The organism is Streptomyces sp. NBC_01433 (genome assembly GCF_026340105.1).
Taxonomy (GTDB): Bacteria; Actinomycetota; Actinomycetes; order Streptomycetales; family Streptomycetaceae; genus Streptomyces.
In genome coordinates, this window is record NZ_JAPEPM010000006.1 from 1 (window position 1) to 26,208 (window position 26,208).

General features: G+C 69.3%; 24 protein-coding genes and 2 pseudogenes. 20 read left to right on the forward strand and 6 right to left on the reverse strand.

Annotated features, from left to right (window positions below; all coding sequences use genetic code 11):
- Positions 1–1,666: 1,666 nt before the first annotated feature.
- On the forward strand, positions 1,667–2,455 hold the full coding sequence (locus OG413_RS43485; protein ID WP_266815541.1) for a hypothetical protein: 789 nt from the start codon (positions 1,667–1,669) through the stop codon (positions 2,453–2,455).
- A 34-nt stretch (positions 2,456–2,489) separates the two neighbouring features.
- On the opposite strand, the gene OG413_RS43490 is transcribed toward OG413_RS43485, so the two are convergent.
- A protein-coding gene (locus tag OG413_RS43490; RefSeq protein WP_266815542.1) for an IS5 family transposase occupies positions 2,490–3,298 on the reverse strand; the annotation gives its coding sequence in 2 pieces (ribosomal slippage) (positions 2,490–2,951 and positions 2,954–3,298; 807 coding nt in all).
- A 570-nt stretch (positions 3,299–3,868) separates the two neighbouring features.
- Here OG413_RS43490 and OG413_RS43495 point away from each other — a divergent pair.
- From OG413_RS43495 to OG413_RS43510, 4 genes and pseudogenes are all read left to right on the forward strand, one after another.
- A pseudogene (locus tag OG413_RS43495) lies at positions 3,869–5,562 on the forward strand (ISAzo13 family transposase).
- Between the two features lie 66 nt (positions 5,563–5,628).
- Positions 5,629–6,507: a radical SAM protein gene (locus OG413_RS43500; protein ID WP_266815543.1), complete on the forward strand. Its 879-nt coding sequence runs from the start codon at positions 5,629–5,631 to the stop codon at positions 6,505–6,507.
- Between the two features lie 45 nt (positions 6,508–6,552).
- Positions 6,553–7,689: a protein-L-isoaspartate(D-aspartate) O-methyltransferase gene (locus tag OG413_RS43505; protein WP_266815841.1), complete on the forward strand. Its 1,137-nt coding sequence runs from the start codon at positions 6,553–6,555 to the stop codon at positions 7,687–7,689.
- Positions 7,690–7,764: 75 nt separating this feature from the next.
- The gene (locus OG413_RS43510; protein ID WP_266815544.1) at positions 7,765–9,243 is read left to right on the forward strand and encodes a hypothetical protein; all 1,479 of its coding nucleotides are present in this window, start codon (positions 7,765–7,767) and stop codon (positions 9,241–9,243) included.
- Here the strand turns inward: OG413_RS43510 and OG413_RS43515 are convergent.
- Positions 9,231–9,731: a hypothetical protein gene (locus OG413_RS43515; RefSeq protein WP_266815545.1), complete on the reverse strand. Its 501-nt coding sequence runs from the start codon at positions 9,729–9,731 to the stop codon at positions 9,231–9,233. The genes OG413_RS43510 and OG413_RS43515 overlap by 13 nt on opposite strands.
- Before the next feature lie 191 nt (positions 9,732–9,922).
- On the opposite strand from OG413_RS43515, the gene OG413_RS43520 reads away from it, so the two are divergent.
- The 3 genes from OG413_RS43520 to OG413_RS43530 all read left to right on the forward strand — a co-directional run bounded on the left by OG413_RS43520 (position 9,923) and on the right by OG413_RS43530 (position 13,095).
- A complete protein-coding gene (locus OG413_RS43520) occupies positions 9,923–10,117 on the forward strand; it encodes a hypothetical protein (protein WP_266815546.1) in 195 nt (64 codons plus the stop codon).
- Positions 10,118–10,356: 239 nt separating this feature from the next.
- Complete coding sequence (locus tag OG413_RS43525; RefSeq protein ID WP_266815547.1) at positions 10,357–11,286, forward strand: hypothetical protein; 930 nt, start codon at positions 10,357–10,359, stop codon at positions 11,284–11,286.
- 3 nt (positions 11,287–11,289) lie between these two features.
- Entirely contained in the window at positions 11,290–13,095 is a 1,806-nt protein-coding gene (locus OG413_RS43530; RefSeq protein WP_266815548.1) for a hypothetical protein, read from the forward strand.
- Between the two features lie 159 nt (positions 13,096–13,254).
- Here the strand turns inward: OG413_RS43530 and OG413_RS43535 are convergent, their stop codons facing one another.
- Together OG413_RS43535 and OG413_RS43540 are read right to left on the reverse strand one after the other, a co-directional pair.
- On the reverse strand, positions 13,255–14,127 hold the full coding sequence (locus tag OG413_RS43535) for a DUF721 domain-containing protein (RefSeq protein ID WP_266815549.1): 873 nt from the start codon (positions 14,125–14,127) through the stop codon (positions 13,255–13,257).
- 370 nt (positions 14,128–14,497) lie between these two features.
- Positions 14,498–14,986 carry a hypothetical protein gene (locus OG413_RS43540; RefSeq protein ID WP_266815550.1) on the reverse strand — a complete coding sequence of 163 codons (489 nt, stop codon included), beginning with the start codon at positions 14,984–14,986 and terminating at the stop codon, positions 14,498–14,500.
- Between the two features lie 666 nt (positions 14,987–15,652).
- On the opposite strand from OG413_RS43540, the gene OG413_RS43545 reads away from it, so the two are divergent.
- The 6 genes and pseudogenes from OG413_RS43545 to OG413_RS47195 all read left to right on the forward strand — a co-directional run bounded on the left by OG413_RS43545 (position 15,653) and on the right by OG413_RS47195 (position 18,892).
- Positions 15,653–15,865 (forward strand): hypothetical protein, encoded by a 213-nt coding sequence (locus OG413_RS43545; RefSeq protein WP_266815551.1) that lies wholly within the window; start codon positions 15,653–15,655, stop codon positions 15,863–15,865.
- 154 nt (positions 15,866–16,019) lie between these two features.
- Entirely contained in the window at positions 16,020–16,268 is a 249-nt protein-coding gene (locus OG413_RS43550) for a hypothetical protein (protein ID WP_266815552.1), read from the forward strand.
- A gap of 116 nt (positions 16,269–16,384) precedes the next feature.
- The gene (locus tag OG413_RS43555) at positions 16,385–17,023 is read left to right on the forward strand and encodes a hypothetical protein (RefSeq protein WP_266815553.1); all 639 of its coding nucleotides are present in this window, start codon (positions 16,385–16,387) and stop codon (positions 17,021–17,023) included.
- A 339-nt stretch (positions 17,024–17,362) separates the two neighbouring features.
- Positions 17,363–17,755, forward strand: a complete 393-nt coding sequence (locus OG413_RS43560) for a hypothetical protein (protein ID WP_266815554.1) — start codon at positions 17,363–17,365, stop codon at positions 17,753–17,755.
- 33 nt (positions 17,756–17,788) lie between these two features.
- Complete coding sequence (locus tag OG413_RS43565) at positions 17,789–18,454, forward strand: hypothetical protein (protein WP_266815555.1); 666 nt, start codon at positions 17,789–17,791, stop codon at positions 18,452–18,454.
- 124 nt (positions 18,455–18,578) lie between these two features.
- Positions 18,579–18,892: pseudogene (locus OG413_RS47195) on the forward strand (DUF6087 family protein).
- Positions 18,893–19,233: 341 nt separating this feature from the next.
- Here OG413_RS47195 and OG413_RS43570 read toward each other — a convergent pair.
- Positions 19,234–19,434 carry a hypothetical protein gene (locus tag OG413_RS43570; RefSeq protein ID WP_266815556.1) on the reverse strand — a complete coding sequence of 67 codons (201 nt, stop codon included), beginning with the start codon at positions 19,432–19,434 and terminating at the stop codon, positions 19,234–19,236.
- 25 nt (positions 19,435–19,459) lie between these two features.
- Here OG413_RS43570 and OG413_RS43575 point away from each other — a divergent pair, with 25 nt between their 5' ends.
- On the forward strand, positions 19,460–19,600 hold the full coding sequence (locus OG413_RS43575) for a hypothetical protein (RefSeq protein ID WP_266815557.1): 141 nt from the start codon (positions 19,460–19,462) through the stop codon (positions 19,598–19,600).
- Between the two features lie 639 nt (positions 19,601–20,239).
- On the opposite strand, the gene OG413_RS43580 is transcribed toward OG413_RS43575, so the two are convergent.
- Positions 20,240–21,070 (reverse strand): sugar nucleotide-binding protein, encoded by an 831-nt coding sequence (locus OG413_RS43580; protein ID WP_266815558.1) that lies wholly within the window; start codon positions 21,068–21,070, stop codon positions 20,240–20,242.
- A 213-nt stretch (positions 21,071–21,283) separates the two neighbouring features.
- Here OG413_RS43580 and OG413_RS43585 point away from each other — a divergent pair, with 213 nt between their 5' ends.
- The 5 genes from OG413_RS43585 to ligA all read left to right on the forward strand — a co-directional run bounded on the left by OG413_RS43585 (position 21,284) and on the right by ligA (position 26,199).
- On the forward strand, positions 21,284–21,865 hold the full coding sequence (locus tag OG413_RS43585) for a hypothetical protein (RefSeq protein ID WP_266815559.1): 582 nt from the start codon (positions 21,284–21,286) through the stop codon (positions 21,863–21,865).
- 52 nt (positions 21,866–21,917) lie between these two features.
- Positions 21,918–22,553 (forward strand): hypothetical protein, encoded by a 636-nt coding sequence (locus OG413_RS43590; RefSeq protein WP_266815560.1) that lies wholly within the window; start codon positions 21,918–21,920, stop codon positions 22,551–22,553.
- A gap of 182 nt (positions 22,554–22,735) precedes the next feature.
- A complete protein-coding gene (locus tag OG413_RS43595) occupies positions 22,736–23,398 on the forward strand; it encodes a GNAT family N-acetyltransferase (protein ID WP_266815561.1) in 663 nt (220 codons plus the stop codon).
- Positions 23,399–23,489: 91 nt separating this feature from the next.
- Entirely contained in the window at positions 23,490–24,011 is a 522-nt protein-coding gene (locus OG413_RS43600) for a hypothetical protein (RefSeq protein WP_266815562.1), read from the forward strand.
- 118 nt (positions 24,012–24,129) lie between these two features.
- Positions 24,130–26,199: an NAD-dependent DNA ligase LigA gene (ligA, locus tag OG413_RS43605; RefSeq protein ID WP_266815563.1), complete on the forward strand. Its 2,070-nt coding sequence runs from the start codon at positions 24,130–24,132 to the stop codon at positions 26,197–26,199.
- Positions 26,200–26,208 lie beyond the last annotated feature (9 nt).

Consider the following 26,208-nt stretch of genomic DNA (forward strand, 5'->3'; position numbering starts at 1 on the left):
CCCGGCAACATGACGCGCCGTCACTTCGCGACGGAATGTTGTTGCGTTGCTCCGCAACGCCGAGGAGAACGGTGGGCCGGAGTTCGTTACTCTCGATGGGTCTCTGTCGGCCGGCGGCGGGTCTCGGTTTCGGGGTCCGGGGTGCTGGCCGGTTTGGTCTGTGTGCCTCTGACGTGTGTTTTCGCTGGTCAGTGGCTGGCGTTGTTGTTCTCGGTGGGCCCCGCGTCGCCCTCCGGGCTCCTTGGTCCCGCTCTGTTGTGGTTACAGTATGGCAGCAACAAGAGTGGGTCCGCAACTTGCCGGGCGCCGATGCTTTCTGACGGTCCATCATAAACACACAATGCGGCGGATCACAAGTGGTCTACACCAAATTACTTACCGATGGGTTCGGATGGCACCTGAAAATACATTTCCAGACCCACGGCGAAGGAATCTGACGGGCATTCACGAAAAGCCAGCAATAAGCCGCAGTACGGCATCACTTATTCACCGTCATAACCCGTAACAGAAAGCGTAACGGATCGGGCCCGAAATGTGTTACGTAACGTCCCTCGAATTCGACACGTAACACCGGGCCAAAGCTGCGGAATTCACCTCCGCGCGCACCGCGGCCGAATTCCGGCCCGACGAACCACACCCGGCCCAGGACACGCACCGGACACCGAACGGACCCGAACACCCCACCACCCCCGCACGGCAGCAACCGCACCGCACCCCGGGCTCCGGCGGCAGCTCCAGCACCAGCGGACCACGCGGCGCGCACGACGGCCAGGACCGACAGCCGAGCGCAGGCCGCGCAGCAGCACACCAGCCCGGACAGCGCGGAGCAGCACGAGCAGGCACGGCCCCGGCGGCCGCCGGCCCGGCAGAGCGCGGCCGGGCCGGCGGGAAGCGACCTCGGGCGAGCAGCACCGCACGACCAGCAGCCGCCAACGGCCCGGCACCGAACCGGCCAACCGGCCGACGGCGTCCCGGCCCTCACGCTCCAGGGGGCGGCCACCATCCGGCACCACAGCCCGCAAGCAGACCCCCAACGCGACCCCAGCACCACCAGCACCACACCCTCGACAAGCCCCAGACCCCAGCGGGCGCCGGGCGTCCGGAACCGGCGGTCGTCGTCGAGCCCACCAGTGTTCGGTGATGTTCGGTAAACGCCACCGAACATCACCGAACACCAGCAGGCACCAGCAGGCACCAGGACAACAGCCCAACACCACGCCACGCCGGCCGGCGGCGCGGCGGAGGGGCGCGGCGCGGCGGGGCGGGGCGGCACGGGAGCGGGGCGGGCGCGGCGGGGCGGAGCAGCGGCAGGCACCGGGAGCAGGCGGGCAGCCAGCGGCAGGCACCAGGGGCGGGCCCCGGGAGCGAGACGGGCGCACGGCGGAGGGGCGGAAGCACGGGAGCGGGGCGGGCAGGGAGTGGCGGCGGTGGCGGGCGGGGAGCGGGGCCGGTGAGACGGCGGCGGAGCCGCGCGGAGGGGCGGAGGCGGAGCAGCGGAAGCCGCGGACGGGGCGGAAGCACGGGGCGACGCGGGCGGAGCGGCGGCAGCCGCAGGGCCCGCCGGCGGCCAGCGGGAGGCCGCCCAGGAACGCACCGCCGGTTCTTCCGCCAGGCGGAGGCTGACCAACCCGACTGGTGCCTGCCCCGCGCGGGCTTCGACGCCGTGTTGCCCGAAGGGCAGGCCGTCGCCGACGCCATCGACCGTGCCGCTCCCGACTGCCTGGTCAGCCTTCACAATAGCGACAGCGGGGGCACGTTCTGCCTGTCCGCCGCGCCTCATCCGGCGCTCGTGCCGATCCTGGAGCGGGCCTCCGCCCGCCACGGGCTGCTGGTGGAGGCCGAGCCGTCGGACGCGATCGAGTGGGCCTCGCCCGGCCCCGGCGTCTACGTTCTCCCGCCCGCCGAGCAGATGTCCCCCGCCCCGGACAGCGGGCGGCGGCCGTTCGGCGCCAGCAGCGTGCACCACGCCCACGCGCGCGGGGCCGCCCTCGCCTTCGCGACCGAGACGCCGATGTGGACCAGCCGTCCCCACGACTTCCCGGCGGAAGACGCCGCCCGCCATCTCGAGGACACGGCGGCCGTCCTCGCGCCGGCCGCCGCGCTCTTGACGCCCCGCGCGGACGACCCCTTCCTGCCCGCCATCACCGACAGACTCGGCATCCACGCCCTGATGGCCGCTGCCTACCGGCGCAACCCGCAGGCGGGAGCCGGCCAGGACCTCGCGCACCTCGGCCCGCTGCGCACCGCCGGCATGGTTCTGCGCGCCCTGGACGCAGAACTCGCCCTCGGCGCCGACGCCGCCAGGACCTCGGCGCGGGCCGGCGTCGAAGCCCACTTCGCACGGTGGCTCGTCACCGCAGAGCAGGCGCTGCGGCCGGAGCCGATTCCCCTGACCTGTACGGCCGGGTTCCAGCTCGACATGCTCCTCTCGGCGGCCGACCTGGTGGCCGCCTGATCAACCGGCGAGAGGCAGGTGCTAAGAAGTCATCTCATTTGGCGAGTCGGCGGTAGCAGATGAGGGTGCAGGCGATGCTGGTGAAGGCGAGGAAGTGGTCGGCCTTGCGTTCGTAGCGGCGGTGGAGTCGTCGGCAGCCGGCGAGCCAGGACATGGTGCGTTCGATAGTCCAGCGGTGTCGCCCGAGTCGCTGTGAGGTCTCGATGCCTTTGCGCGCGATGCGGTGCCGGATTCCGCGTCGGGACAGCCATTGCCGCAGGTGGCGGTAGTCGTATCCCTTGTCGGCGTGGAGCTTGCCGGGCCTGCGCCGACGGGGGCCCCGGCGGGAGCGGATGGGTGGTATGCCCTTCACGAGCGGGACCAGGGCCTGGCTGTCGTGGACGTTGGCGCCGGATACTGCGATAGATATGGGCAAACCGGTCCGCTCGGTGATCAGGTGGATCTTCGACCCGTACTTGCCCCGGTCAACAGGATTCGGACCTGTCAGGTCCCCCTTTTCAGGGCCCGCATGTTCACCGAGTCGATCGCGCACCTCGACCAGTCCAGCTCGCCGCGGCACCCGAGTTCGTCGAGGACCAGGCGGTGCAGCTTGGCCCAGACCCGTGCCTTCGTCCACTCGGTGAATCTGCGGTGGGCTGTCGCACCGGACGGACCGAACGACGCCGTGGGCAACTGCTGCCACGTGCAGCCTGACGCGGCCACGAACACGATCGCCGCCAGGACCTCCCGATCACCGTGACGACGCCGACCGCCACCTTGCGGCCGCGACGGCGCCTCCGGCACCACCCGCTGGAACAACTCCCACAACTCGTCCGGCACCAGCCGCTCAACGATTCCCGCCATGGCCAGCAGCCTACCTAGCCAATTGAGATGACTTCTAAGCCAGGGGCGGGACGGAAGTCGGCCGAGGCGCGAGGTCCGGCACCGGGAGCAGCCGGCGGCCTATACCATCCCGGATTCCGCCGCGCGAGGGGGCCGTGTCCTGGGGACGCCCCCGGCGTTGTACAAGCGTGGACGTGAGGTCGGCGCCCATTATGTCCGCGCCGCCCTGCGCCTTGAGGAGATGGAGTTGCCGATGGTCCTCATGAAGGTGGGCAAACCGCGCAGGCCGCGCCCGGAGTCACGCACGGAGCCGCCGTACATCGCGCTCAGCCTCGACGGGCCGGCTCTGGCACTGGCGTGGGACGAAAACGCTGACCAAACCCTTGCTAAGCACGGTGACAATCTGGTCATCGTGGCACCCGTCCAGGAGCAGGCGGCAACCCGGACGAGGACATCGTCCGCTACCGGGCCTTCATCCGCTCCATGGGACTGGAGCCGGTCATCTGAGTGGGGCCTTCCTACATCGTCCGGAAGTAAGGGCTCGTAAAGAATCAACACGTTGCTTCACGGCCTCCCTGTCGTTGGTGTGGTATGCGCATATCGAGCGAGGTTCGTGACCAACTTGCCCTGAGATTCGGAGTGTTGTTCCTCATCTGAATGAGCGGCAGCAGCGGCTGGCGCTGGCCGCCGAGGCCCGGCTGCTGGGGCACGGCGGGGTCCGGGCCGTCGCGCGTGCCGCAGGGGTGAGCGAGACGACGGTGCGGAAGGGTGTCTTTGAGTTGGAGGGCGGTGAGGACCCACTGCCCGATGGCCGGGTCCGCCGGGACGGCGGCGGTCGCAAGAGCGCCGAGAAGCTTGACCGGCTGCTCGTTCCGGCGTTGCTGGCGCTGGTCGAGCCGGATGAGCGGGGCGATCCGATGTCGCCGCTGCGGTGGACGACCAAGTCGCTGCGGTCTCTGGCCGGGGAGCTGACGCGGCAGGGCCATGCCGCGTCAGCGCCGACCGTGGGCAGGCTGCTGCGGGAGAACGGTTTCAGTCTGCAGGCCAATGCGAAGACCCTTGAGGGCGCTCAGCACTCCGACCGGGACGCGCAGTTCCGGTACATCAACGACCAGGTCAAGGACCATCAGGCGGAGGGTGAGCCGGTGGTCAGTGTGGACACGAAGAAGAAGGAAGTCGTCGGGGAGTTCAAGAATGCGGGACGTCAGTGGCGGCCGGCCGGTGAACCCGTGCGGGTTGACGTCCATGACTTCCCCGGCGATGCACTGGGCAAGGCCCTGCCTTATGGCATCTACGATCTGGCGGCGGACACCGGCTGGGTGAATGTCGGTACGGATCACGACACCGCAGCCTTCGCGGTCGAATCGATCGGCCGTTGGTGGAACGGGCAAGGGCGCCTCGACTACCCGCAGGCCAGACGTCTGCTGATCACTGCCGATGCCGGCGGCTCCAACGGCTACCGCACCCGGGCCTTCAAGACCGAGCTGGCCGCGTTCGCCGCCCGGACCGGCCTGGCCGTCACGGTCTGTCACATGCCGCCGGGCACATCGAAGTGGAACAAGGTGGAGCATCGGCTGTTCTCCGCGATCACCATGAACTGGCGCGGCAGACCGCTGAACAGCCACGAGGTCGTCGTGCAGTCCATCGCCGCGACCACCACCCGCACCGGTCTCACCGTCCACGCCGAACTCGACACCGGCACCTATCCCACCGGTGTGAAGGTCAGCGATGCGGAGCTGAACGCGGTGCCGGTCACCGGGCATGCCTTCCACGGCGAATGGAACTACACCGTGCACCCCCACCCCGCCAGCCCGCCAGGCCACACCAGGCCGCCGACGCCCGGGCCGGCGGCAGTCTTCGACCGCGGTGCCCTGTCACATCCCGTGCTGACCGGTATGACCTGCACCGCACTGACCGAGCTGACCGAGACCCTGACCCCCGGCTGGCAGGCGCTGCAGAAACAGGACCCGGCCACCCGACGCGACGGCGGCACCCGGCGCCGGGCCGCGGGCGGCGGCCGCAAAGCCAAACTCGACCTGACCGACCGGGTCCTGGCCACCGTGCTGCAACAAAACCTCGCTCTGCCACCCACCGTGCTGGCCCACCTCTTCGCCGTCAGCAAGGACACCATCCGCCACGCCACCAGCGAGATCCGACGACTGATGGACCAGCACGCGCACACATCCCAGCCCCCAGCAGCACACCTCAGCACCCTGGCAGGACTCCTCGTCCACGCCACCGCACACGGCGCGGCCCTCACGACAGAGACCAAACCAACGTGTTGATTCTTTACGAGCCCTAAGTAGTCGCAACAGCAGGCAAGTTGATGGTCCGCGGCCTACGATCGCGTCATGACGATCGCTCTGGAGGCCGCCCCCACCACGCTGCGGTTCCTGTCCCTGGAGATCACCGGCCGCTGCCAGCTCACCTGTCCGACCCTCTGCTACGCCAAGTCCGGGCCGACGCAGAACCACGGCAGCATGACCGAGGACGACTGGAACCGGACCATCGACGAAGCCGCCAGCCTCGGCACCGAGGAGATCCAACTGATCGGCGGGGAGCCCACCCTGCACCCGGCCTTTGCCCGGATGCTGCAGCGGGCGGTCAACGCCGGTCTCCGCGTGCGGGTCTACAGCAACCTGCTGCGGATCCGCGACGAGCACTGGCAACTGCTCGAGCACCCCAACGTGCGGCTGGCGACGACGTACCACAGCACTGTCCCGGCCGAGCACGACGCAGTCACCGGCCGGGACGGCTCGCACAAGGCGACGCGCGGCAACATCGTCGAGGCCGTACGGCGCGGCATCCGGCTGAAGGTCGCCGTCCTCGACGGAGGCGATCACGAGCGCGCCGAGCGGGCCCGCGCCGAGATGCAGGCCCTCGGCGTCCACGAAGTGCACGTCAGCGAGGTGCGGGCCGTCGGCAACGCCGCAGGCGCCGCGCTGCCCTCGACCTCGTCGCTGTGCGGGCGGTGCGGGGACCAGAAGGCGGCCGTCCTCCCGAACGGGAGCGTGTCGGTGTGCGAGATGGGGAGGTTCCTGACCGCGGGCAGCGTCAAGGACACGAGTCTGGCGTCGGTGCTGGCGAGTGACCGGTGGGCCGAGGTGACCGCGAGCATTCCGCGCCGTGCCGGCGCGGCGCTCTGCCCTCCCGATTGCGCGCCGAACGACGACAGCTCGTGCGGACCGGACAACTCCGGTCCCTGCGGGCCGGCCGACGACGACGGCTGACACGGACAGGCGAGCGGACGCCGAAGGGACTGTAGGGACGTGGATCTGGAATGGGAGCCTCACGCGCGCCGTCTTGCCGACGGGCATCTGCGGCCGGAGTCGCCGTGGTGGGGGCCGATCGCCTCCACCCCCCGGCACCTGTTCGTGCCGAACTGGTGGGAGCGGGACACCCACGGGCGGGCGGCCCGCAACGGCCCCGACGACCCCGAAGCCTGGCTCAAGGCCGCCTACCGCAATCAGACCCTCGTGACCCGGATCGGCACCGACCATGCCGATCACGTCGAGCCAGGCACCGTGGTGCCGTACGGCAGGTGGCCGACCTCGTCCTCGACTCTGCCCACCCTGATCGCCACCATGTACCGGCACGCGATGCTCGGTGACCGCTCCCGCACCCTGGTGACCACCGGCACCGGGTACGGCACAGCTCTGGCCTGCCGGCGCCTGGGCGACGACTTCGTGATGAGTGTGGACATCGACCCCTACCTGGTGGAAGCCGCAGCCGACCGGCTGGCCAGCATCGGCCTGCACCCGCGCACCGCCGTCTGCGACATCACCCAGACGCTGCCCGGCGACGTCGACCGCATCGTGTCCACCGTCTCCGTCCGACCCGTCCCCCCATCGTGGCTGACCGCGCTGCGCCCCGGCGGCCGGCTGGTCACCACCATCACCGGTACTGCGATGATCCTCGTCGCGGACAAGACGCCGGATGGCGGCGCTCGCGGCTTCATCGCCTCCGACCAGGCCACGTTCATGCGCACCCGCCACGGCAACGACTACGACGACGCCTCACCGGCCGCCGAGGTGTGGCAGGCCGCGGACGAGGTCGGGGGGACGTCCGTCAGCCGCTACCCGCTCACCTACGTCCCGGACTCCTGGGCCGTGCACGCCACCCTGGAGCTGGAGGCGCCCGGCATCGAGCACCGCACTGAGCAGCACGAGAGCGGCGGGCGCACCGTGTGGATGGCCCACCCGGACGGCTCTTGGGCCCGCGCCAGCACTCAGAAGTTCCGTGATCTGCCGACCGTCCACCAAGGCGGCCCCCGCCGCCTGTGGGATCTGCTGACCGATGTCCTCGACCGCCTCATCATCGGCGGGGAGCTGCCCGTGAACGGAGCCCGCGTCACCATCACACCGGACGGAGAGACCACGCTCTCCCGCGGCCGGTGGGCAGTCACGCTGTAGGTACTTGGCTGGCCAGGCATCCTCACGCCCGCGGCCTTGCTGTCCCCTTTCTTGACCGATAGGAGTCCCCCGGCGATGACCCAGCAGGCACCCACGTCCCGGACCGGGCTGGCCGCCACCGCGTTCGGGGTTCCCCCCAACCAGGAGAAGCTGGTCGGCGCGGTGTGCGTGTTCCGCAGCCGCCCAGCACCCGGTCCCGGCCTCGCGGCGCAGCTAGTGGCCCGGGCGTTCACCGCACTGGACCAGGTCCCGCTCGATGTCCGCCTCTACGTCCATGACCTCCAGGACACGGCCGAGAAGTGGCCGGCCCTGCCGATCACGCTGCCGCCGACACCGTGGCAGGCCGCCACCCTCGTCGACGACCTGGCAGCGCTGGTTACGGCCCTGTCGGCGGCCGAACTGCGCGAGGCCGCCGAAGGCTTGGCCCTCACCCGCGGCGAAGTCGCCCTGGCCTACGACAAACCCGTCCTCGCCCGGGACTGGGCGGACGACGATGAGCCACTACCCGATGCCGCGACACCGCCACGAGGCCGCCGCGCCCGGGAAGCCGAACTGCTCCAGGTGTTCGACCACGTGGACCCGCACGACTGGACCCCCGAGCAGAACGGCGCCGTCCGCAAGGCCCTCCTGATCCGCCTGGCCGGCCTCGGAGACGCCCTGCTGCGCGTCTCCGCGCTCCCGCCCGCCTCCCTGGACTGGCAGACCGACGGCGAACGGCTCACCGCACGGGTGCCCGTACCCGGCGCACCCCAGCCCCTGGAAGCCCAGGTAGCCGCTGAATCCGTCGAGCCACACCCCTTCACCTCGTGGGACGACCCGATGTGGGGCTCCACCGGTGCGGCCGCGTCCCGCGAGTGCTGGCGGTGGAGCGTGGGCTGGCGTTCCGCCGGCGGCGCGTTCCACACCGACGCCCGAAGCAGCGAGGCGAGCCCGGCCGCGGCGCGGTTCGGCGCGGAGCAGACCCTCGCCGCCTACGCGGCGCAGGCACCGACCGTGCGCCAACAACTGCGCTACCGCCTGCTGGTGCCGCGGCAACCCGACACGCTCGCCATGAGCGACCCCGCCGTCCTGGTGCTGGGACTGCGCTCGCTGCTGGAGGCGGTATGCGACGAGTACCGGTCCGAGGCGAACCATCCGGAACCCGGAGCCGGGTGGCGGGTCCTGCCGCACCAGGACGAGAACCAGGAACACGGACTCGTCGCAATCCTCCTCGACGACTGCTCCCTTCCCTGCCCCGAGCTCGGCGATCCGGCCAACGACGCTGACCCGGCCAGCACCGCGTTCGAGGACTTCCTGCGCTCCCACGCCGTCCTCCTCACCCCGCCCGCCCGCGCCTACCTGGCCGGGCTCTCCTCGGCCGGGCCCGGCGAACTTTCGCTACGTCGGCGACACGAGGCGGCGATACGCGCGGTGTTCGCCGTGGGCGGCGAAGCGGCCGACCTGCTGGCCGCCGACACCGGTCCCCTGCCCGACGGCATGGCCTGGATCGACCTCCTGGACGCCGCGGCGCTGGAGGAGTTCCTCGCCGCCACGGAGCCCGATCAGCCCCGGTGACTGCCCGGGCCGGTCGAGACCGGCGCGGCCGCCATAGCCGCGAGCTCCACGGCCACGCCGTTGCGGCGCAAGTACTGGCCCATGGTCTGGTCGGTGCTCCACTGGGTGAGCACCTTGCCGTCCCAGCCGTAGGCGCGGCAGTCGCCGATCCAGTGGACCGTGGTGGGCTGGCCCGGCTCCATGCGGGCGTAGACGGCAGAGGCGTGCGGCGGGACGTCGTAGGCGTGGGCCATCTGTCCGGCGGTGGTCAGCGCGGCCAGACCGCCCATGGTCATGCCGATGTGGGTGATCACCGGCGGCGTGACCCGGGCGTAGCGGACGACGGTTTCGTCGTGGCCCGCCCCGTCGACGACGGCGGCGCACACCCGGCGTCCGCGCCGCTGGACGTCGTACCCGTCAGCACACGGGGGCTCGGTGCCCGGCCGCCGTGCTATCCCCACCGTGATCGTCTGCGCGTCCGTCGCGCGGTCGGTCCTCGTCTCGGCCATCGCCTTCTCCTTCGTGTCGGTCGACCGGGCCTGACCGGCCCGCCCTCTATCCGGGCAGGAGAAGAACTGCGGCAAAGAGTCCACAAGGATGGGAATTTGAGGCTGCTGGGGCAGCAGTGGCGAACGGGCGCGGCGGAAGGAGACGGCGTTGCCTGTACCCGGGTGGATCGTCACCTGGTTCGACACGGGCAGTGCGGACACGACGGGGGCCGGTCACTCGCTCTGGGACCGCGCACCAGGTCCGCGAAGTCAGCCGCTGGTCGATGGTCACCGGGCCCGATGGCCTGAAGGAGGAGCGGCCGGCCGACCCGGCCGCCACGCCGGTTCTCCCGCTGCCGCCCGAGGTCGAGGCCAAGCGCAAGGCTGCCGCAGAGGCCCGCCGCTGACGGGCGCCCCCGGGGGTGTAGGCCGTCACCGCACGCGGTGCGATCGTTGCCCTGTATCGTCGTGGCGGCGTACTTCGCGGGTGCGCGCCGCGGCCGGGCCCACCTCTGGTCGAGGGTGAATCGAGCGGCCGCTCGGATGCGAATGTGACTGGTCGTACCGGTTTGTCCTTGACGCCTCGTACGCTCCCTGGCGGCTGCTGTGGTGGGACGGCATCGCGAGGGATGTGCAGGAGTTCGTCATGGCACCGAAGAAGAAGACCAACCTCAGCCACCAGCAGCAGATCGCCCGGGCGTTGAACCGGGCCTGCGGGTGCGGCTACCAGGAGGCGCTGCGGCGGGTCGCCGAGGCGGCGCGCAAGGGCTTGCTTCCTGCGGGCTTGGACAAGGCCGGCCGGGAGCAGGCCGTGGAGATCCTCCTCGCTGCCGACGCCTCCCTGCTGGAGACGCCCGTCGAGCCCGTGCCCTTGTCGGAATTTGCCCCCTGGGCCGAGCGTGCCCTGGCCGTGCTCGGCCGGTTCACCGCCCTGTTCGTCGCCGACCTGGTCGCCCAGAACGAGGACGCCGACGAGCGCGCCGAGTTCGCGGCGTACTGCGAGGCGGCGGAGAGCGAGGACCTCGCGGCGGCATGGCTCTACCTGGGCGCCGGATGCATCGCGTCCTTCAACCAGGGCCGGGGCCTTGAGACCCACGGGGAGTGGCGGACTTCGCTGGACCAGCTTGAGCAGCAGATCCAGGAGAACTGGCGGGGCTTGGTGGGAGCGGTCGACTTCACCGACGGGTTCACCACCGCCGAGGAGGTCTTCCAGCGGGATGTGTGGGACCTGCCCACCATGACGATTCTGGCCGGGTTTCCGGAGTCGTCGTTGCCCGCGACGCTGCGGGCATGGGCCAGGGCCTGTGGCAGTGTGGCCGTGGGGGACGCGGGACGTGCGCTGGTCGCCTTCGACCGAGCCCGTGAGCACCGGTTCGCGTCCGACCTCGCGCAGATCCAGGTCTCCATGATGCTGCGGGCCCTCACGTCGAGCTACACGCTGCCGGAGCTGGTCGAGTTCTCCGCCCAGTTCGCTGACGCCCTGGCCCGCCACCACATCGCCGCCGCCGGCGGTGGCCCGGATGCTGACGCTTCGGGCACGGCTCCCTCCCCCTCCGCTGCCGGACAGGAGGGCTGAGACGTGGCACAGTCCCTTCCTGCCATCTCCGCTAAGGGCCTTGAGATCCTGGGCGTGGAGCTGCCCGCGCTCGCCGCTATCCGAGTCGCCCTGACCGGCGGTGGCGGCGGGAAGTATCACGTCCCCCACTCCGACCTGCGGCGCTACTCCTACGGCGGCTGCCGCTACGCCCGGCCCGCGGCGGACGCCGCCACCTACCCACTGTTCGAGGTGTTCGGCGAGATCTGCAAGAAGTGCGCTGTCTCCCTTCCGGACGCGCCGGACGCCTTGTGGCGGGCCGCCGCGTTCACCACCGAGCAGGCGGTGGCTCTCCAGCGCGCCCGCGCGGACCGGACGGTGCGCACCTGGCTCGGCTACGCCCGCTACGCGGCGCAGCCCCAGCCCGGGCAGGAGGAGCAGTTCGAAGCCTGGCTCAAGCGGGCCCGCAGGGACCGCAAGCTGTCCAAGGACGCCCGGGCGCTGGCGCAGGCCCGCCAGGAGTTGGAGGCCGGCTTCGTCGAGTTCCTGGCCGGATATGCCGCGGACTGTCCGGAGGTCGACGCCTACAACGGTGCCCGTGATGCGGTGCGCCGCACGGCCGGCAGCCCGGAGCGGCGCGTCTTGGCCGAGGTGACCGCTGCGGTCGCCGGGAAGTCCGTCCGGCGTCCGCAGCGATACGAGTCGCAGCCGGAAGTCGATGTGTGGCCGCTGGTGTCCGGGGTGTGGCTGGCGGCCCGCTCGCGCGGGATCGGCGCCGCCCGCACGGCCGGGCTGGTCCACGACGCGGTGTCCAAGGAGTTGGCCGGAGCTCGCGTCGTGGACGTCACCTGCCTCCCTCAGCCGCAGACCCGGGGCGAGGGGTACGCCAGCCCCTCGGCCTGGGCGGATCACGAGCTCGCGGTGTGGTGGCCGCGCGCGATCGCCGAGGCCTGCGCGCGGCTGGAGGCCGAGTTCGAGGCTGAGTCGGCGCACATGGCGGCGCGGCTGCTGCTCGTCCACGACTGGCCGCTCACGAACGGCCGGGACGCCCCCATCGCCTACCTCGCTGCTTCCCCGGTGCTCGGCCTGGTCCCCTTCGGGTTCCGGCGCCGCGACTACTTCAGCGACATCGGAGACGCCACCGGGCCCTCCTACTCGGCGGTCATCGCCGCGCCCGGGCACATCGTCGCCAAGCTGGAGAAGGAGCAGGCCGCCCAGGGCAGGCACCACCCGCCCCGGTTTGTGGCCGGCGGGCCCGTCACCGGCCGCCGCCGTACCGACCAGAGCGCCGCGCTGAAGCTGCTGCGCACCGCCTTCCCCCTGTTGCCCGTGGACGCCGACAGCGGACCGGCCGAGGTGCCGGCGGCAGTCGCGGAGCAGCGCCGCGCCCGGGCTGCGGCGGGCCACCGGCTCGAGCGCGGCGACGCCGACGAGCGGGCCTACCAGACCGCGTCCGCGCTGAGCGAGGGCTACGGCTGCTGGATCCCGGGCGGGAGCGAGGAGACCGCGCTCCTCAAGGAGCTGAAGTCCTGGCTGGGCTGGCATGTGCTGCGCGTCGACGCGTGGTGCGGGCCCGAGGGTGGCGAAGGCGTCTGGGCGAGTCTGTACGGAACCCTCGACGACGTCGGCGAGGGTGAGCTGGCGTTGAAGCCCGGCGGCCAGCACCGCCCGGTCCGGGTGCCTCTCAACCGGGTGGTGGCGCTGGTCGGCGCACCCCGCTGGGACCGGGACCAGCGTCGGGAAGCTCCGCTGTGGAATCCGTACGAGCCGGTTCGCGCTGTGGGCGCCGCTGGCGCGGGCGCGGTGGAGCGCCGTATGCGCGTCCTGCCCGGCGTCGACGAGGAGGGGTGACAGGACGCGCTGGTATCAGGTGAGGCCGCGAGCCTGCCCGACGTCGTCCGGGTGGGCAGTGCCTCATCACCGAGACACCGGCGGACTTCGGGACAGGCCGCCCCGGCGTGCGCGGAGCGGCCACCTCCTGAGGGCGGCCGGGCCGGGGCGGACCGGCCGCTATGGAAGGAGAACTCGCTGGACGGGGATACCGGCATCGCTCGCCTGCTTCTCCAGCGGCAGTACTTCGCCGGAGTGGCGGATGATCGCCACGCATAGATCAGGGTGGCGGGCCGTCGAATGCTGGTCGCGGGGTCGAGTGGCCTGGTCGTAGTGGTGTGCTGTGTCCGCAGCCATCGGAGCGGAGATCAGGCCCGCATCGTCCGGCAGTTCCAGGCGTCCGACCCATTCGCTCACGAAGCGGTCGACCGCCGTTTCGCAGCCGTGCTCCAGGATCAGGGTGTGCTCGGTCCCCACAACCTGAACCGTGTCATGCCAGATCTGCAGCAGCACGTCCTCGACGGCCTGCCGGTCGGTGACCTCGGGTGAGCCGGTGACGAGCACCACGGCCGGCAGCAGCGAGCTCGGCGACCAGCGGGTGATGGCGCAGCCCTCGCCGATCAGTTCACGGATCCGGGCCAGGATCTCGGGGACGCGCCGGCCGGCCTCGTCGCGGGCCTCCGCCGATACCGCCAGTGTGCACAGTTCCTGCCCCTGGGCGCCGAGCATGGTCGGCTCGACCTGGTCGGCGAGGTCCTCGCCCACGATGTCCGGCCATCGATCCCGGATGATCGGAGGCAGGGCACCGGAGGCTGCCTGTACGACGATGCCCGTGATCTTCGTCTTCGGGGCGAGCAGCTCGTTGACGCGGGCGGTCAGCGAGGTGCCGAGCAGGCGGGTCTGGGTGCGCCAGGCCGGGCTCGAACATCGCACGTGCAGGCGGATGTGGTCGTCGATGCCGACCGGCTCCACATGCCGGGCCACATCCTCGCCGACCGCAGGAGACCAGCAGGCATCAAGATCACTGAACCACTCCGGTTGCGTCACAGGCATGCGTCGCGCTCTCCTCTCACCATTGCCACATGATGCCGGGCCGGATGTGCGCGACCTCCACCCCCCCCTATGCCGCGCCGTAGGTCAGCCCTGCCCAGCGGCCCCGACAGGTGAGGAAAGGACGGTGGCGCAGTGAAAGCAGAAGCCAGTAGGGCCGGTGCAGCGGCGGTGCCGCGCCGCAGATCTCGTCCGGCGGGCGCAGCACGGCACCCACACGCCGGGACAGCCCGCGATCCCGCTCCACGGCGGCCCGGCGCGCGCAGGCGGCCCGGCGGGACGGGGCGGGGCGGCACGGCGGGCGCAGGCGGCCGCGGGGCGGAGCCTGGCCGCGCGGTAGCGGCCGGCGCGCGGCCAGGTCCCCCTAGTCGGACTACGGGATGTGCGTGATCTCCGCCCACTCGGGGAGCTGCGTCGGTGCGCCGAGGGCGGCGTCTAGTTGGAGCGGGTTCCCGATCGAGACTCGCACCGACCGGAGGGCCATCTTGTACCGGCCTGCAACAACATCCCCTACCCATGAGGCCAGGCCCTGTTCGGTCACACCCTCGCGTACCGGAACGTGGCAGGTCCCGGCTTCTTCGGGCAGAGGCTCCAACACCACGCACACCCGGGCCTGAGAATCGTAGGACCCCGTCGGCGAGGCCGCGGCAACCCACGCGTCCGAGACCCGCAACGGAGCGCCGAGCATCTGCCCGTGCGGAGCGAAGCACCCCAACTCGTTGTCCTGAACGTGCAACGCCACCGGCAACGGCAGAGTAGCGATGTCGTCCTGAGTGTCAGCCGCGAAGATCAGAACCGCGTTGTCAGTGTCCGCACCGGAGCGTTCCGCGGGAACGACAGCGGTCGTGAAGTGGATTCCCATGCGGTGGACCCTATCGACCACCTTCTGGGGCCGGAATTTGTGGCGCTGCCCTCCGGATGCGGATGGGCGGCCCGGCGGCGGCCGCACGGAGGACAACACATCTAAGTTGCTTAATTGGAAATATTTAGGTAGACTCCTCTACATGCCCCGCCGGGGTAACGAATCCACCCCAGCCGCTCAGCGGCTCACACTTGGAGCCATCCATGCGCTATGTCGCCCGCGACACCGTCCGCATCTTGCACCACCCGCAACATCACGGGGAGGTCCGCACCGTGTCGCACGTGGAGGACGGCCTCCTGTTTTTCGCCGGAGTCGGCGAAGGCCTCCGGCCCGACCAGGTGGAACGCTTCCGATACAGGGCTGGTGACACTGTCCGCATCTTGCACCCGGCACATCAGGGGGAAGTCCGCGGCGTGTCATGCAAGTTGGACGGTCTCCTGTTCTTCCCCGGTGTCGACGGAGGCATCTGGCCCGACCAGGTGGAACTCGTCCGCGAACGCACCGGCAACCCATGCGGCAAGCAGTGCAACCACCTCCCCAACGAGGGCTGCACCCACTGCCGAGGCCTCTGCCAACAGCCCTACGGTATGTGCCCCCCGCGCACGGGCGAGGCCCCCAGTGTCGTCTTCACAGGCCCCCGCTGAACCAGTACGGAGAGAACCACGCATGGCATCCAGGCCCTACTTCAAGAAGTTCCGTGAGGCCCTTACGAGAAGAGAAACCGTCAAGGTCGCCGTCTCCGAGACGAGTCACGGCCTCACGGTAGAAAACGGGAAACTGTACGTCGACGGCTGCGACTGCTCCGAGGAAGCGAGTTTGGAGAAAGCCCGCGAAATGAGGGACCTCTTGGATGCTTACCTCGCTTCCAGAAGGAAGTGAGCTTTTCGGAGCGGACACAATCGGCAAGGGCCGCCAGCCTCGCCCGCCCACGAGCCACCGTCCACGCAGGCCGACGAGGAACACCATGCGGGTGAAACCCACAATGAATTGTCCGAGGGCCCCATCCCACCCAACACGTACCTCAGGAATAGGCATGAACGATATATCTCTGACCGGAAGAAGTCCCCAGGTGATCTTCGAAGAGTCCTGGGTAATGGCGCGTACATACGCAGCAAACGCCGCCCGGCGATACATCCTGGAGAACCCGGAGGCGACCCCGGCGGACCTCCTCGCACACTTCGAGGTCGAGCAGAGCGAGGCCGAGAAAGCTTTCGGCAGATACGTCAACGCCAACGGCGTCGTGGTGCCCCTGGAACAGTGCAGCGCCGGACCCAGCGTCTGACCGCTTCCACAAGCAACTGACCCCATCATCGGGGTTCAGCCGCTCGGCTGAGCCCTCGCTCGCCGTGCACTCAGCCCGTTACAACTTGAACCCCCGACACCGTAAGAAGAATCGACATGCGCATCCTGACCCTTTCTGACAGCTCTGGCGGACTCTCCCTCACCGACCGGCCGACCGGCGATGACTTCCTGCCCCTCCCCCATGGGCTCACTCTGGACGACGCCGTGGCCGTCCGGGCCAGCGATGTGCGCGCCGGTGATCTCGTGGTCGCCAAGTTCTCGGACGGGGCCGGCGTCCGACCGACCGAGCACATCCCCGCCCCATACCTGGCCAATCCGCACGCAGTCGGCGTCGACTGCCCATGTGGGGGATGTGCGGAGTGCCAAGACCTTGAGACCTGGACGCTGGCCGAGCCCGACCGAGTCGCCGGCGTCGCGATGCGCTTCATCTGCCTGGCCCCCGCTGAGAACAGCGAGCCTTGCACGATCGTCTTGCGCAACCGGCCCCTGGCCGTCATCTCTTCCGACGTCGTAAAACGCGCCCAGTCGGCCGCTGAGAAGCCTCGGGAGCTCGTCTACTCCGTCACCTGGCACTGCAACTTCGATGCGTCCACCCCGCAGGAGGCGGTACGGCTCGCGTACGAACAGCTACTGAGCTACGCCACGGACGCATGGCCGCCCGTGCTGGATGTCGAGGACGAACAGGGCGAGCGTCTCACGATCGACATGAACACCGGGAGCGAAGTGGGCAGGTAACCCTCGAAACTCCTTCACCCCCTCTCGAACCGTCCGGGAAGGACCCATGCCCAGCACCACCGCCGCGCCCGCCTCAGCCCCGGCCGACGCCGTCCTGAGTAGATGGGCACACCCTCACCCGTGCGCAGGCGGCGAGCACGTCGGGCTTCGGTCCTGACGGGTCAGCGGGGACGTGCAGCCGAAGAGCGCTGCCGGCCGTCGCGGGACACACGGGTAGGGACGACCAACCGGGACGTAATTAATTGCATAACTGTCTTTACTGTCGTAGGGTTATGGTCGTTGGGAGGAGCCGCCCAACACAGCCGCCCAACACCCCACCACCCCCTTGGAGGGCCCACCGTGACCGCCCGCCCGTCGTACGTTGACTATTCGCCTCTCCCGCTCGTCACCAGGCGCCACTGGCCCGCGCAAGGAGATCACCAACGATTCGATCTATTCCGCGCTGGGTGGTGTACAGGCACCTATAAAACCCGAGCAGGCGTCGATCGCGCCGTCGAGCGCATTCGTTCCGAGCGGCTAGGTGGTCTCGACGAAAACCCCGCCGCGCACCCAGATCCCACCGAGGTCATTCGCGACAAGGACGGCCGCCTCTTCGACGTCTTCGCCCGGCGCGTCCGGAATCAGACCGAGTCCCTCATCCTGATCCGCCCGCAGGAGGGCACCGGCGCCGATCCGTGGTGGACAGCCGCCGACGACTTCCCCAAGGCCCCCGCAGCCGGACCCACCCCGTAACTGGGGCCTTGCATCCACCGAGGAGAACTCAACATGCTCGCCGAGTACATCAAGCTCACGCGCAAGAACCCGATCACCGGTCGCAGCCGCCGTGGGCAGCGTGACATCCAGTACGCGGTCGTAGACGAGGTCGTCTTCCGCATCACCCACTTCCACAGCGGTCCTCAGCCGGTCCTCATCGAGTTCGCCGACGAGCATCTGACGGCTGCGGGACTGCGGGTATGGAGTAGTAGTTGGCACCGGCGCTTCCACCGCACCGACAGCCTCGACGCAGCACGTACGTGGATGGCAGAGTTCTTCCGCTCCCAGGAATCCGCCGAGCTGCTGGCTCATGACGAACAAGCCGTCGAAACCTGGCAGATGCTCGATGTGGGCTCCGCCAGGGTGCCCGCGCCGTACCGCATCGTGGAGCTGCACCACGACCACTACCTCGCCGTCGCCAACGATCCGCGCCCGCTGCTCTGGTCGCATACCAACCTGGCCTGGGAGGATGGCACCCCGAGGGTGGGTGGGAGCCCAGTTCTGGCGGAGGCCAACCGCCACTCGCCCAGTCTCGACGGGGCGGTGTATACCGGCTGGATCGTTTCCGCTGACGGCGGTCGAAGCTATTCCGACCCCATTCCGCGCAAGGTCGATGCTCTCGCGTACCTCCGCGTCATCGCTGACCAGAACGTCCCGTCAGACCGCACCAACCGGTAGTCGCAATGACTGAGCTTCTCATCGGTGAATGCCGAATTCGTGCACAGTTTCGATCGGACCTCCCTTTCGGACGTGTTTCCCGCTCGACGCCCGAAATCTGTGCCGGATACGGCATCCTGACCCCATGGATGACGAGCCGCTGAGGAACTGGGCGCGCAAGCGTGCCGAACGGCGTGCCTGGGCCACGGGCCGGCTGCGGACTGTACCGCTGACCGACGGGCCGCACCGCGGGTCCCATGTCGATCCGAACGCCCGCGAGCCATCCAGGAGTTCGACGGCACGCAGTGGGTGACCGTGGGCATCGCCGTCGACTTGGCCGCCGGCAAGGGAGTGCTGTATCCGCCGCAGCCCGAGGCAGAACGTCCGGCCGAATGGAACCGCCCGGCGCTAGGAAAGGGACGGAGCGCATTGCCGAACCGCCCCCGTGGAGGACCGTGACCACTGATACGCCTGATGCATCGGGGGCCGAGGGGCCGTTCACCGATCCGGACTGCGACCACCGCTGCTGCGGCATCTGCCCGGCGCTGCGGCTGCCGCGCCATCGGTTCATGGTGGCTGATCGCCCCAGTAGCGCGGCGTGGCCGTTCAATGAGCGGGACGGTCACCGCTATACCCGTGACGAGGTACCGGTCTGCGTTCACCCGGACCGGGTGGGCCTGACTCCGGACCTGATGGCCCCACCCCGCGCACCAGATCCTCCGGCGCTGCCCCCGCCGTCCCGACGCCGGTGGTGGCGACTAGATGGGGTCGCAAGGTGGACGAGCAAGGCCTCTGGAGACTCATCCGAAGGCTGAGAAGGTGCGCTCTTCCCGTTCCGTGCTCTGCTCGCGGGTTGACCGCAGGCCGCTCCAGTCCAGTGCCTTCCGCGCTTGCTGCTTTGTCTGCTCGGCGACTCTCCGCGTCTCGGCCAGTACGTCGCCGCGCTCCTTGACCATACGGCCGTAGATCGGCGGATGCTCAGATATCTCTCCAGCGTTCATAACGCCCGATCTTGCCTGTTCACCGATGATCTGTCAGGTCCGTTCCGAGGTGGGGAGCCGCGACGGGGTGATCAAGGCTCTTATCGAGGCTGCAACGCCCTCCCGTAGCGGCAGCGGGAACCCGCTCCACCACCGCTACGTCCTCGCCTGTGCCGACCTCTGGTGACCGCCTCTGCCGGCCGCGGCTGATGCCTGCGGGTCAAGCGGTGCGGGAGCGGAGCTGAGCGGCCCGGTCGGAGCCCCAGGTCCACGAGTCACCAGAACTTCATCACTCTCAACCGGCATTCGCCGCGCGACTCCGCGGATACGCGGAAAGGCAGGCGCAGCCGCCAACTCCCTACTGATTCGGCGCCTGGCCTGCCCGTGCATCCACGTCCGGTCGCCCATCCAGCAAAGGACAAAGAAGTCCGCAGTCAGCACCCACCTTGGCCAACCTCTTCGACGCCGGATCCACGCTTCGGCCGCCACATCAATGTTCAGCCCGTTCTCGTTCATGACTCCCGCTCCGCACCGAGGAGCGAGTCCGTCCCGCCCCTCACATACCTAGAGCCTTGAGGAGCGGATTCTCTTGACACGACCAATCAAGATCTTTTGAAGGGTGTTTGAGAGACACTCCCGTGGGACAGCGGGACGCACGGGCTGGGCGCGCCGACGACCGCGACCGTGGACGGGGCGGCGGGCGGGCGGGGCCGGCGGGCCGACGTCGAGGCGGGCGCTGCCGGAAGCCAGGAACAGTGCGGCAACCGAGGGTGCGAACAACACCGATCAACCCCCTCACCCCTGCCGCTCTCCCGTCGTTCGGCTCTCACGCCGTCGTGGTCAGGAACTGACGGGCGCCACGCAAGATGGTCCGCAGCTTGAGCTGGGTGGCGCGGCTGTCGAGGCGGACGTCGAGTGCCCCGAGAAAGGTGCTCTGGGCCCGCAGGCCCGCAGGCAGGCGGGAGGCGTCGAGCCCGTCACGCTGGGCGATAAGGACGCCGAGTTCGTGCCGGCTGACGGCATGGGCACCCGCGAGATGATGCATGCCGTGCGCGTCGGAGAACGCGAGTTCTAGCAGCGCTGCGGCCAGATCCTCGACGTGTACCGGGCAGCGAAAATCGTCGATGAACAGGACGCCGTCGCGCGTGCCGGCCGCGAGGTCGTGCACAGCACGTACGTGCTCGGATCGGGTGTCGCCGATGATCAGCGAGGTGCGGACGATGACGGCATCCGGGGCCAGGAGGCCGATGCCGGTCTCTGCTGCGGCCTTTGCCGCACCGTAGGGGGTCACGGGGTCGGGGAGACAGGTCTCGTCGTAGTGGACGCGGCTGATGCCGGAGAAGACAGCGTCACTGGACACATGGACCAGACGGCAGCCGTACCTTGCCGCGGCCATCGCCAGACGGATGGGACCCTCGGCCGTGACGGACCAATTGGCGTAGCCGCTGGTCGCGTTGACGATGAGACTCGGAGCAGCGGCCGCGACGACCGCTTCGACGCGGTCGGCGTCTCGCAGGTCCAGGGCGTGCCACGTGGTCTCTGGGGTACTGCGGGGCCTGGAGGCGAAGGTCGCGGCCGTCGAGTGACCCGCCGCTGCCGCCTGGCGCACCAGCTCCGTGCCGAGGAACCCGCTGCCGCCGATGATGAGGACCGTCATGGCACGACACGGTAGACGAGGTCACGCGCACTGATACCGGCCTGCGCTGTCCGTCAGACACCCCTGGGTGTCGGCGAGTTTGCCTTCAGCGCAGTGGAGAGCGCGAGCCAAGCCCACGACGCCCTGCACTGCTACTCGCCTCGCAGAGCCGGGGGTCCACGAACAGCACTCTTGATAGTTGCTTAAATGGTTTTACTGTCGTACAGTTAAAGCATGCGTAGCGCCGACGACTTCGTCACCCCGCTCCCCGCTTCCGACTGGCTGGGAAGCACGGCCACAGACCCGTACGGCCGCACCGGAACGGTGCGGCGCGTGTTCCAAGTCGGCCCCGTCCAGGTCGCCGTCCTCACCGACTCCACCTCGGAGGCATGCCCAATCTGGGACACACCCGTCGATCTGCTGGCGCGCGATGGCAGCGCCGCAGCGTTCCCCGATTATCGGGAGCAGTCCCGGACCATGGACGGACTACGGCTCCACATGCTGTCCAACGGCACCTCCGGAGCCGTCAAGGACCGCTATCACGTCCTGTTGAAACGCCTCGCCCCGTACTCAAAAGCCCAACACAGCCTCCATCGCTTCCTGACGGGGCGACTCTTGGTGGGCGACAGAGTGATCGACACATACAAGGGCAGGCAGGGCACGCTCCTCGACCCCAGCCCGGAGCCGCTTCCGCACATCACGGACCCGATGATCGTCCACTTCGAAAAGCCGCGCAGCTGCGATGACCAGCGATGGCCGGACGGAATCGCCTTCCTCTCCGCCCAAGGGCTCTATCCGTCCCTCGGGCTCCTCTGATCCTCTCCGGCCGCCCGGACGACTTCATCCCCTTCTCAACCCTGGAGTTCTCATGAGCGCTTCTTGGCGCACCGTCCCCATGCCGCCCCGCGTCGCCGAGTTGCCCCGCAACAGCGCGGGGCGGCCCGTACCTGGCAACATCGCCTGGCACGGGGTGGACGACGACGGCTCGATCCTCCTGACCAGGAGCCCCGAGCTGGGCGGCCACATCACCTGCCGGTGCACGCCAGGACTCGGAACGCCGGTCTTTGGGGAGCAATGCCCGGTCCGGCAGCGTGAGTTCATGACCCGACGACGGTGCGGCCTCTGCACCAAGTACATCGCGACCACGGAGCAGCTCGCCTTCATCGGCGAGACCAACGCCGCGTACTACCTGGAGCCGCCTCTCCACCTGTCGTGCGCGGCCTACGCTCTGCAGGTATGCCCGCGGCTGCACGCGGCCGGCGACCGCATCGAAGTCTGCCTCACGCATACGTACACACTGGCGGAGGACCGGATCACAGGGATGACACCCGAAGGTGATCTCGTACGCGCCAAGTTCCGCTTCGGCGACCCGATAGCTCGGGATCTGGCAGTCCTGGAGTTCTACCTCGCATTCCCCGACGCTCCCGAGCGGCGGTCCGGACCCGCTTGGCTGCTGGCGCAGCAGCCGCGCCATGACGGCGAACACCCCACCCCTGAGCGATAACACCCGCGATTTATGTTGCATAATCGCATTTAAGAACGTAGACTTAGGATAGATCGGGGCGATCGGCGCCCTTCCTCGCCGATCCCGCCTCCGCTCCGCTCTTCTCGCGCACCAGCACTCCTCGCGCCCGGGCCTCTGCCGCAGCTCTTCGCGGTGGATCAGCGCTTTCCCGAACGGAACCCATGCAGCACATCCATGCCGCCGAGCGCGGCCCCGCTCCCTCCGTGCGCATCGCACGCGCCCGATACCGGGACCTGGAGGCCGTCACCAGCCTCCTGTCCCTGGTCAACCCAGGGCAGCCAGTTCCCGACCTGGTTGGCGTAGCCCTGTCGTTTCCGCCGGGCCGGCTGACGCACGGGGACTGCCTGTGCCTGATCGCCCGCGTCGATGGACGGATCGTCGGGGCACTCATGGCCAGCCCGCCGAACTGGACCGAGACACACCCGCTGCGCGGAGAACTGGTGCGCAGCGTCCTGTACATCGGCGGCGTCGCCGTCGCACCAGACCACCGCGGGAAGGGAATCGCCAGCGCACTGCTGCGCGCGGCGGAGCAGCACAGCCGCAGCGCAGGGCTGCGGCTACTGACCTTGGAGCACCCGTCCGCGCTGACCCGCTTCTACACCCGGCACGGCTACACCGCGGGCCAGGACTGCCTACTCGTCGCGCTGCCCAACGGGGTGCAGGTACGGAGGATGCCCGGCCACCAGACTGCCGTGAAGCCGCTCACCCTCGCGGTCCGGATCGCCCAGGTCCCGGGGGCCCCGGCGGGCATCGTCAGCGGCCTCATCGAGGGGTGTGATGTGCCGCCCTCGGCCCGCTTCGGCAGGAACGGCCTGATCACCTGACCCCGGGCACTCAGCGCACGCCTGACGCAGCCCTGCCGATGACCGCGTCGCCCCTCTCACCACGTCGCCCCGCATTCCGTAAGGACAATCCGTGAACAGTGCACCCGCACAGCACGCAGCCGAGATCGCCGGCGCTCTTGCCGCCGTCATCGAAAAGCGTTCTGTGCCCCATCCCGCCCGTGGTCACCTGTGGTACATCGCGGAACTGCTCAACTCAGTGGTCACCGCACTGGTCGAAGCCGAGCAGCCCGCCGTGGCCGGGGCGGGCTCCGTACCGCAGGAAGCCGCTCTCGCCCTCCGCGACGCGGAGATCCTTGCCAGCCGGTTCCCCGAGACTGGTCTGCCCATCGGATTCACCACGATCGTCCTCGCTCCTGTCACGGGCAGAGCCCCTGAGCCACCCGCTCCCGTCAACCTGGTCTCTCCTGATCTCGCCAGAGAGGAAGCGAAGTTGCGCGCTCGTCTGGCCTTGGTGGAGGAGTGGTTGCTCGACGCCCAGCACCCCGACGTGGTGCCCGGTTACGTCACTCTGTCCCTCACGCTCCGCGTCAAGCTCGCCCACATCGCCGACACCATCCCCGACAACGACCCCCTCCCTGACAGCCAGCGCTGACCCGATGTGCTCCACCCCTCCGGTCTCTCGCGGTCCGCCGTCTGGGAGCCCCCTCCGACCGCGGTGCACACCCAGCACCGCCGCTCTTTTGCCAGACACACACGAACGGATTCACTCCATGACCACGCTCACCCCTGATCAGGCACTGTCCACCCGTGACGAGTACCAGCAGGCCGTACGACGGGCCGTCGCGGCCGCCGAGGACTACTACGGCGACGGCGAAGGCAAGAGCCTCCTCGACGACGTGACCTACGACCGGCTTGTCCGTGCCATCACGGACTGGGAGAAGGACCACCCGCAGGACGTCGCCGCGGACTCGCCGACCGGCAAGGTCGGTGCAGGTGCGGCCCTGGCCGGCGACGTTGCCCACACGACGCAGCTGCTCTCGCTCGACAACATCTTCAGCCCGGCGGAACTCCTCTCCTGGGGTGCCTCAGTCGATCGGCGACTGGGCCGCCCGGCAGTGGGCGGCTGGGCCGTTGAGGTCAAGCTCGATGGCAACGCCATCGCCGCTCGCTACCGCGAAGGCCGCCTGACCCAGATCATCCAGCGTGGCAACGGCAGGTACGGCGAAGACATCAGCCACCTCATCAGCTCCGACGACATCATCGCCGGACTGCCCGTCCAGCTGCCGGAGCCGGTGACCCTCGAAGTGCGCGGTGAGATGGTGTTCACCCGCGAGCAGTTTCAGCACGCCAACGTGGTCCGCCTCGCGCACGGCGCGAAGGCCTTCGCCAATGCACGCAACGGACTCTCCGGCACACTGCGAGCCAAGGGCCGCGCGTACTCACTGCCCCTGACCTTCGTCGCGTTCGGTGCGATCGACCTTCCGGGCGCGCCGTTCCTGCCCCACGGTGCCAGCCACACCGAGATCCTGAAGGCGGTCGCCGATGCGGGAGTGCAGACGGTCGCGGACACACCGACCGGAGTCCGTGTGGTGAGGACGCTGGCCGAGGCGCAGCAGCGGGTCAACGAGATCGCCGAGCAGCGTGCGTTGCTGCCGTTCGAGATCGACGGTGTGGTCGTCAAGGTCGACGACGCGGCTGAGCAGGCCGCTGCCGGTGTGGGGAGCCGGTTTCCCCATTGGGCTATCGCCTACAAGCTCGCGGCCGTGGAACGCATGACGGTCCTCAAGGGCGTCACATGGGAGGTCGGGCGGACCGGCGTGCTCGCGCCGACCGCCGAGCTGGAGCCCGTCGAGGTGGATGGAAGCACCGTGTCCCGGGCCACCTTGCACAACCCCGCCGACATCCGTCGGCGTGACCTCCGCCTGGGCGACACCGTCACCGTTCACAAGGCCGGCGACGTGATCCCGAGGGTCGAGGCTCCCGTGGTGGCCCTGAGGCCGGTTGGCGCCGAGCCGATCCCCCTGCCGGAAAAGTGCCCGAACTGCGGCGATGGGATCGACAAGAGCCAGAAGCGGTGGCGCTGCGTCAAGGGCAGCGCGTGCCGCCTCCCGGCTCTGATCGAGTACGCCGCCGGACGTGACCAGCTCGATGTCGATGGCCTGGGCAGGAAGTACGTCGAGGCGCTCGTCGCGTCCGGCGCGGTTGCCGACATCGGGGACCTGTTCGGCCTCACGGTCGAGCAGTTCAGTGCGGCCTCCGGCAGCACCAAGCGGGGCGTCAAGCTGGTCCAGCAGATCGAGGAGGCCAAGCAGCTGCCGCTCAACCGGATCTTCTGCGCGCTCGGCGTCACGGGAACCGGGCGCAGCATGTCCCGTCGGATCGCGGCACATTTCCGCACCATGCAGAAAATCCGTGAGGCCGATGCGTCGGCGCTGCGTGAAGTGGAAGGCATCGGCGCGGAGAAGGCACCTTTGATCGCGGAACAGATCGCCGAGCAGGCTCCGGTCATCGACAAGCTCATCGCCGCGGGCGTCAACATGACGGAGCCGGAGGAAGCCTCCGTCACCTCCGGTCTGCTGCCGCTGGCCGGGAAGACCGTGGTCGTCACCGGCAAGATGACCGGCCCATTCGATGGCCTGGGCCGCAGTGACATGACTGCGCTGATCGGAAAGGCGGGTGGCCGGGCTGGAAGCAGTGTGAGCGCCAAGACCGACTACCTCGTCGCTGCGGCCGCGGGGGACGGCAAGCTGAGTTCGAAGGCCGTCAAGGCGCTGGAGCTGGGCGTGGAGGTCCTCACTCCGGACGCGTTCGCCGAGCTGCTGGGTGATCACCTCAGCTGACCACTGCGG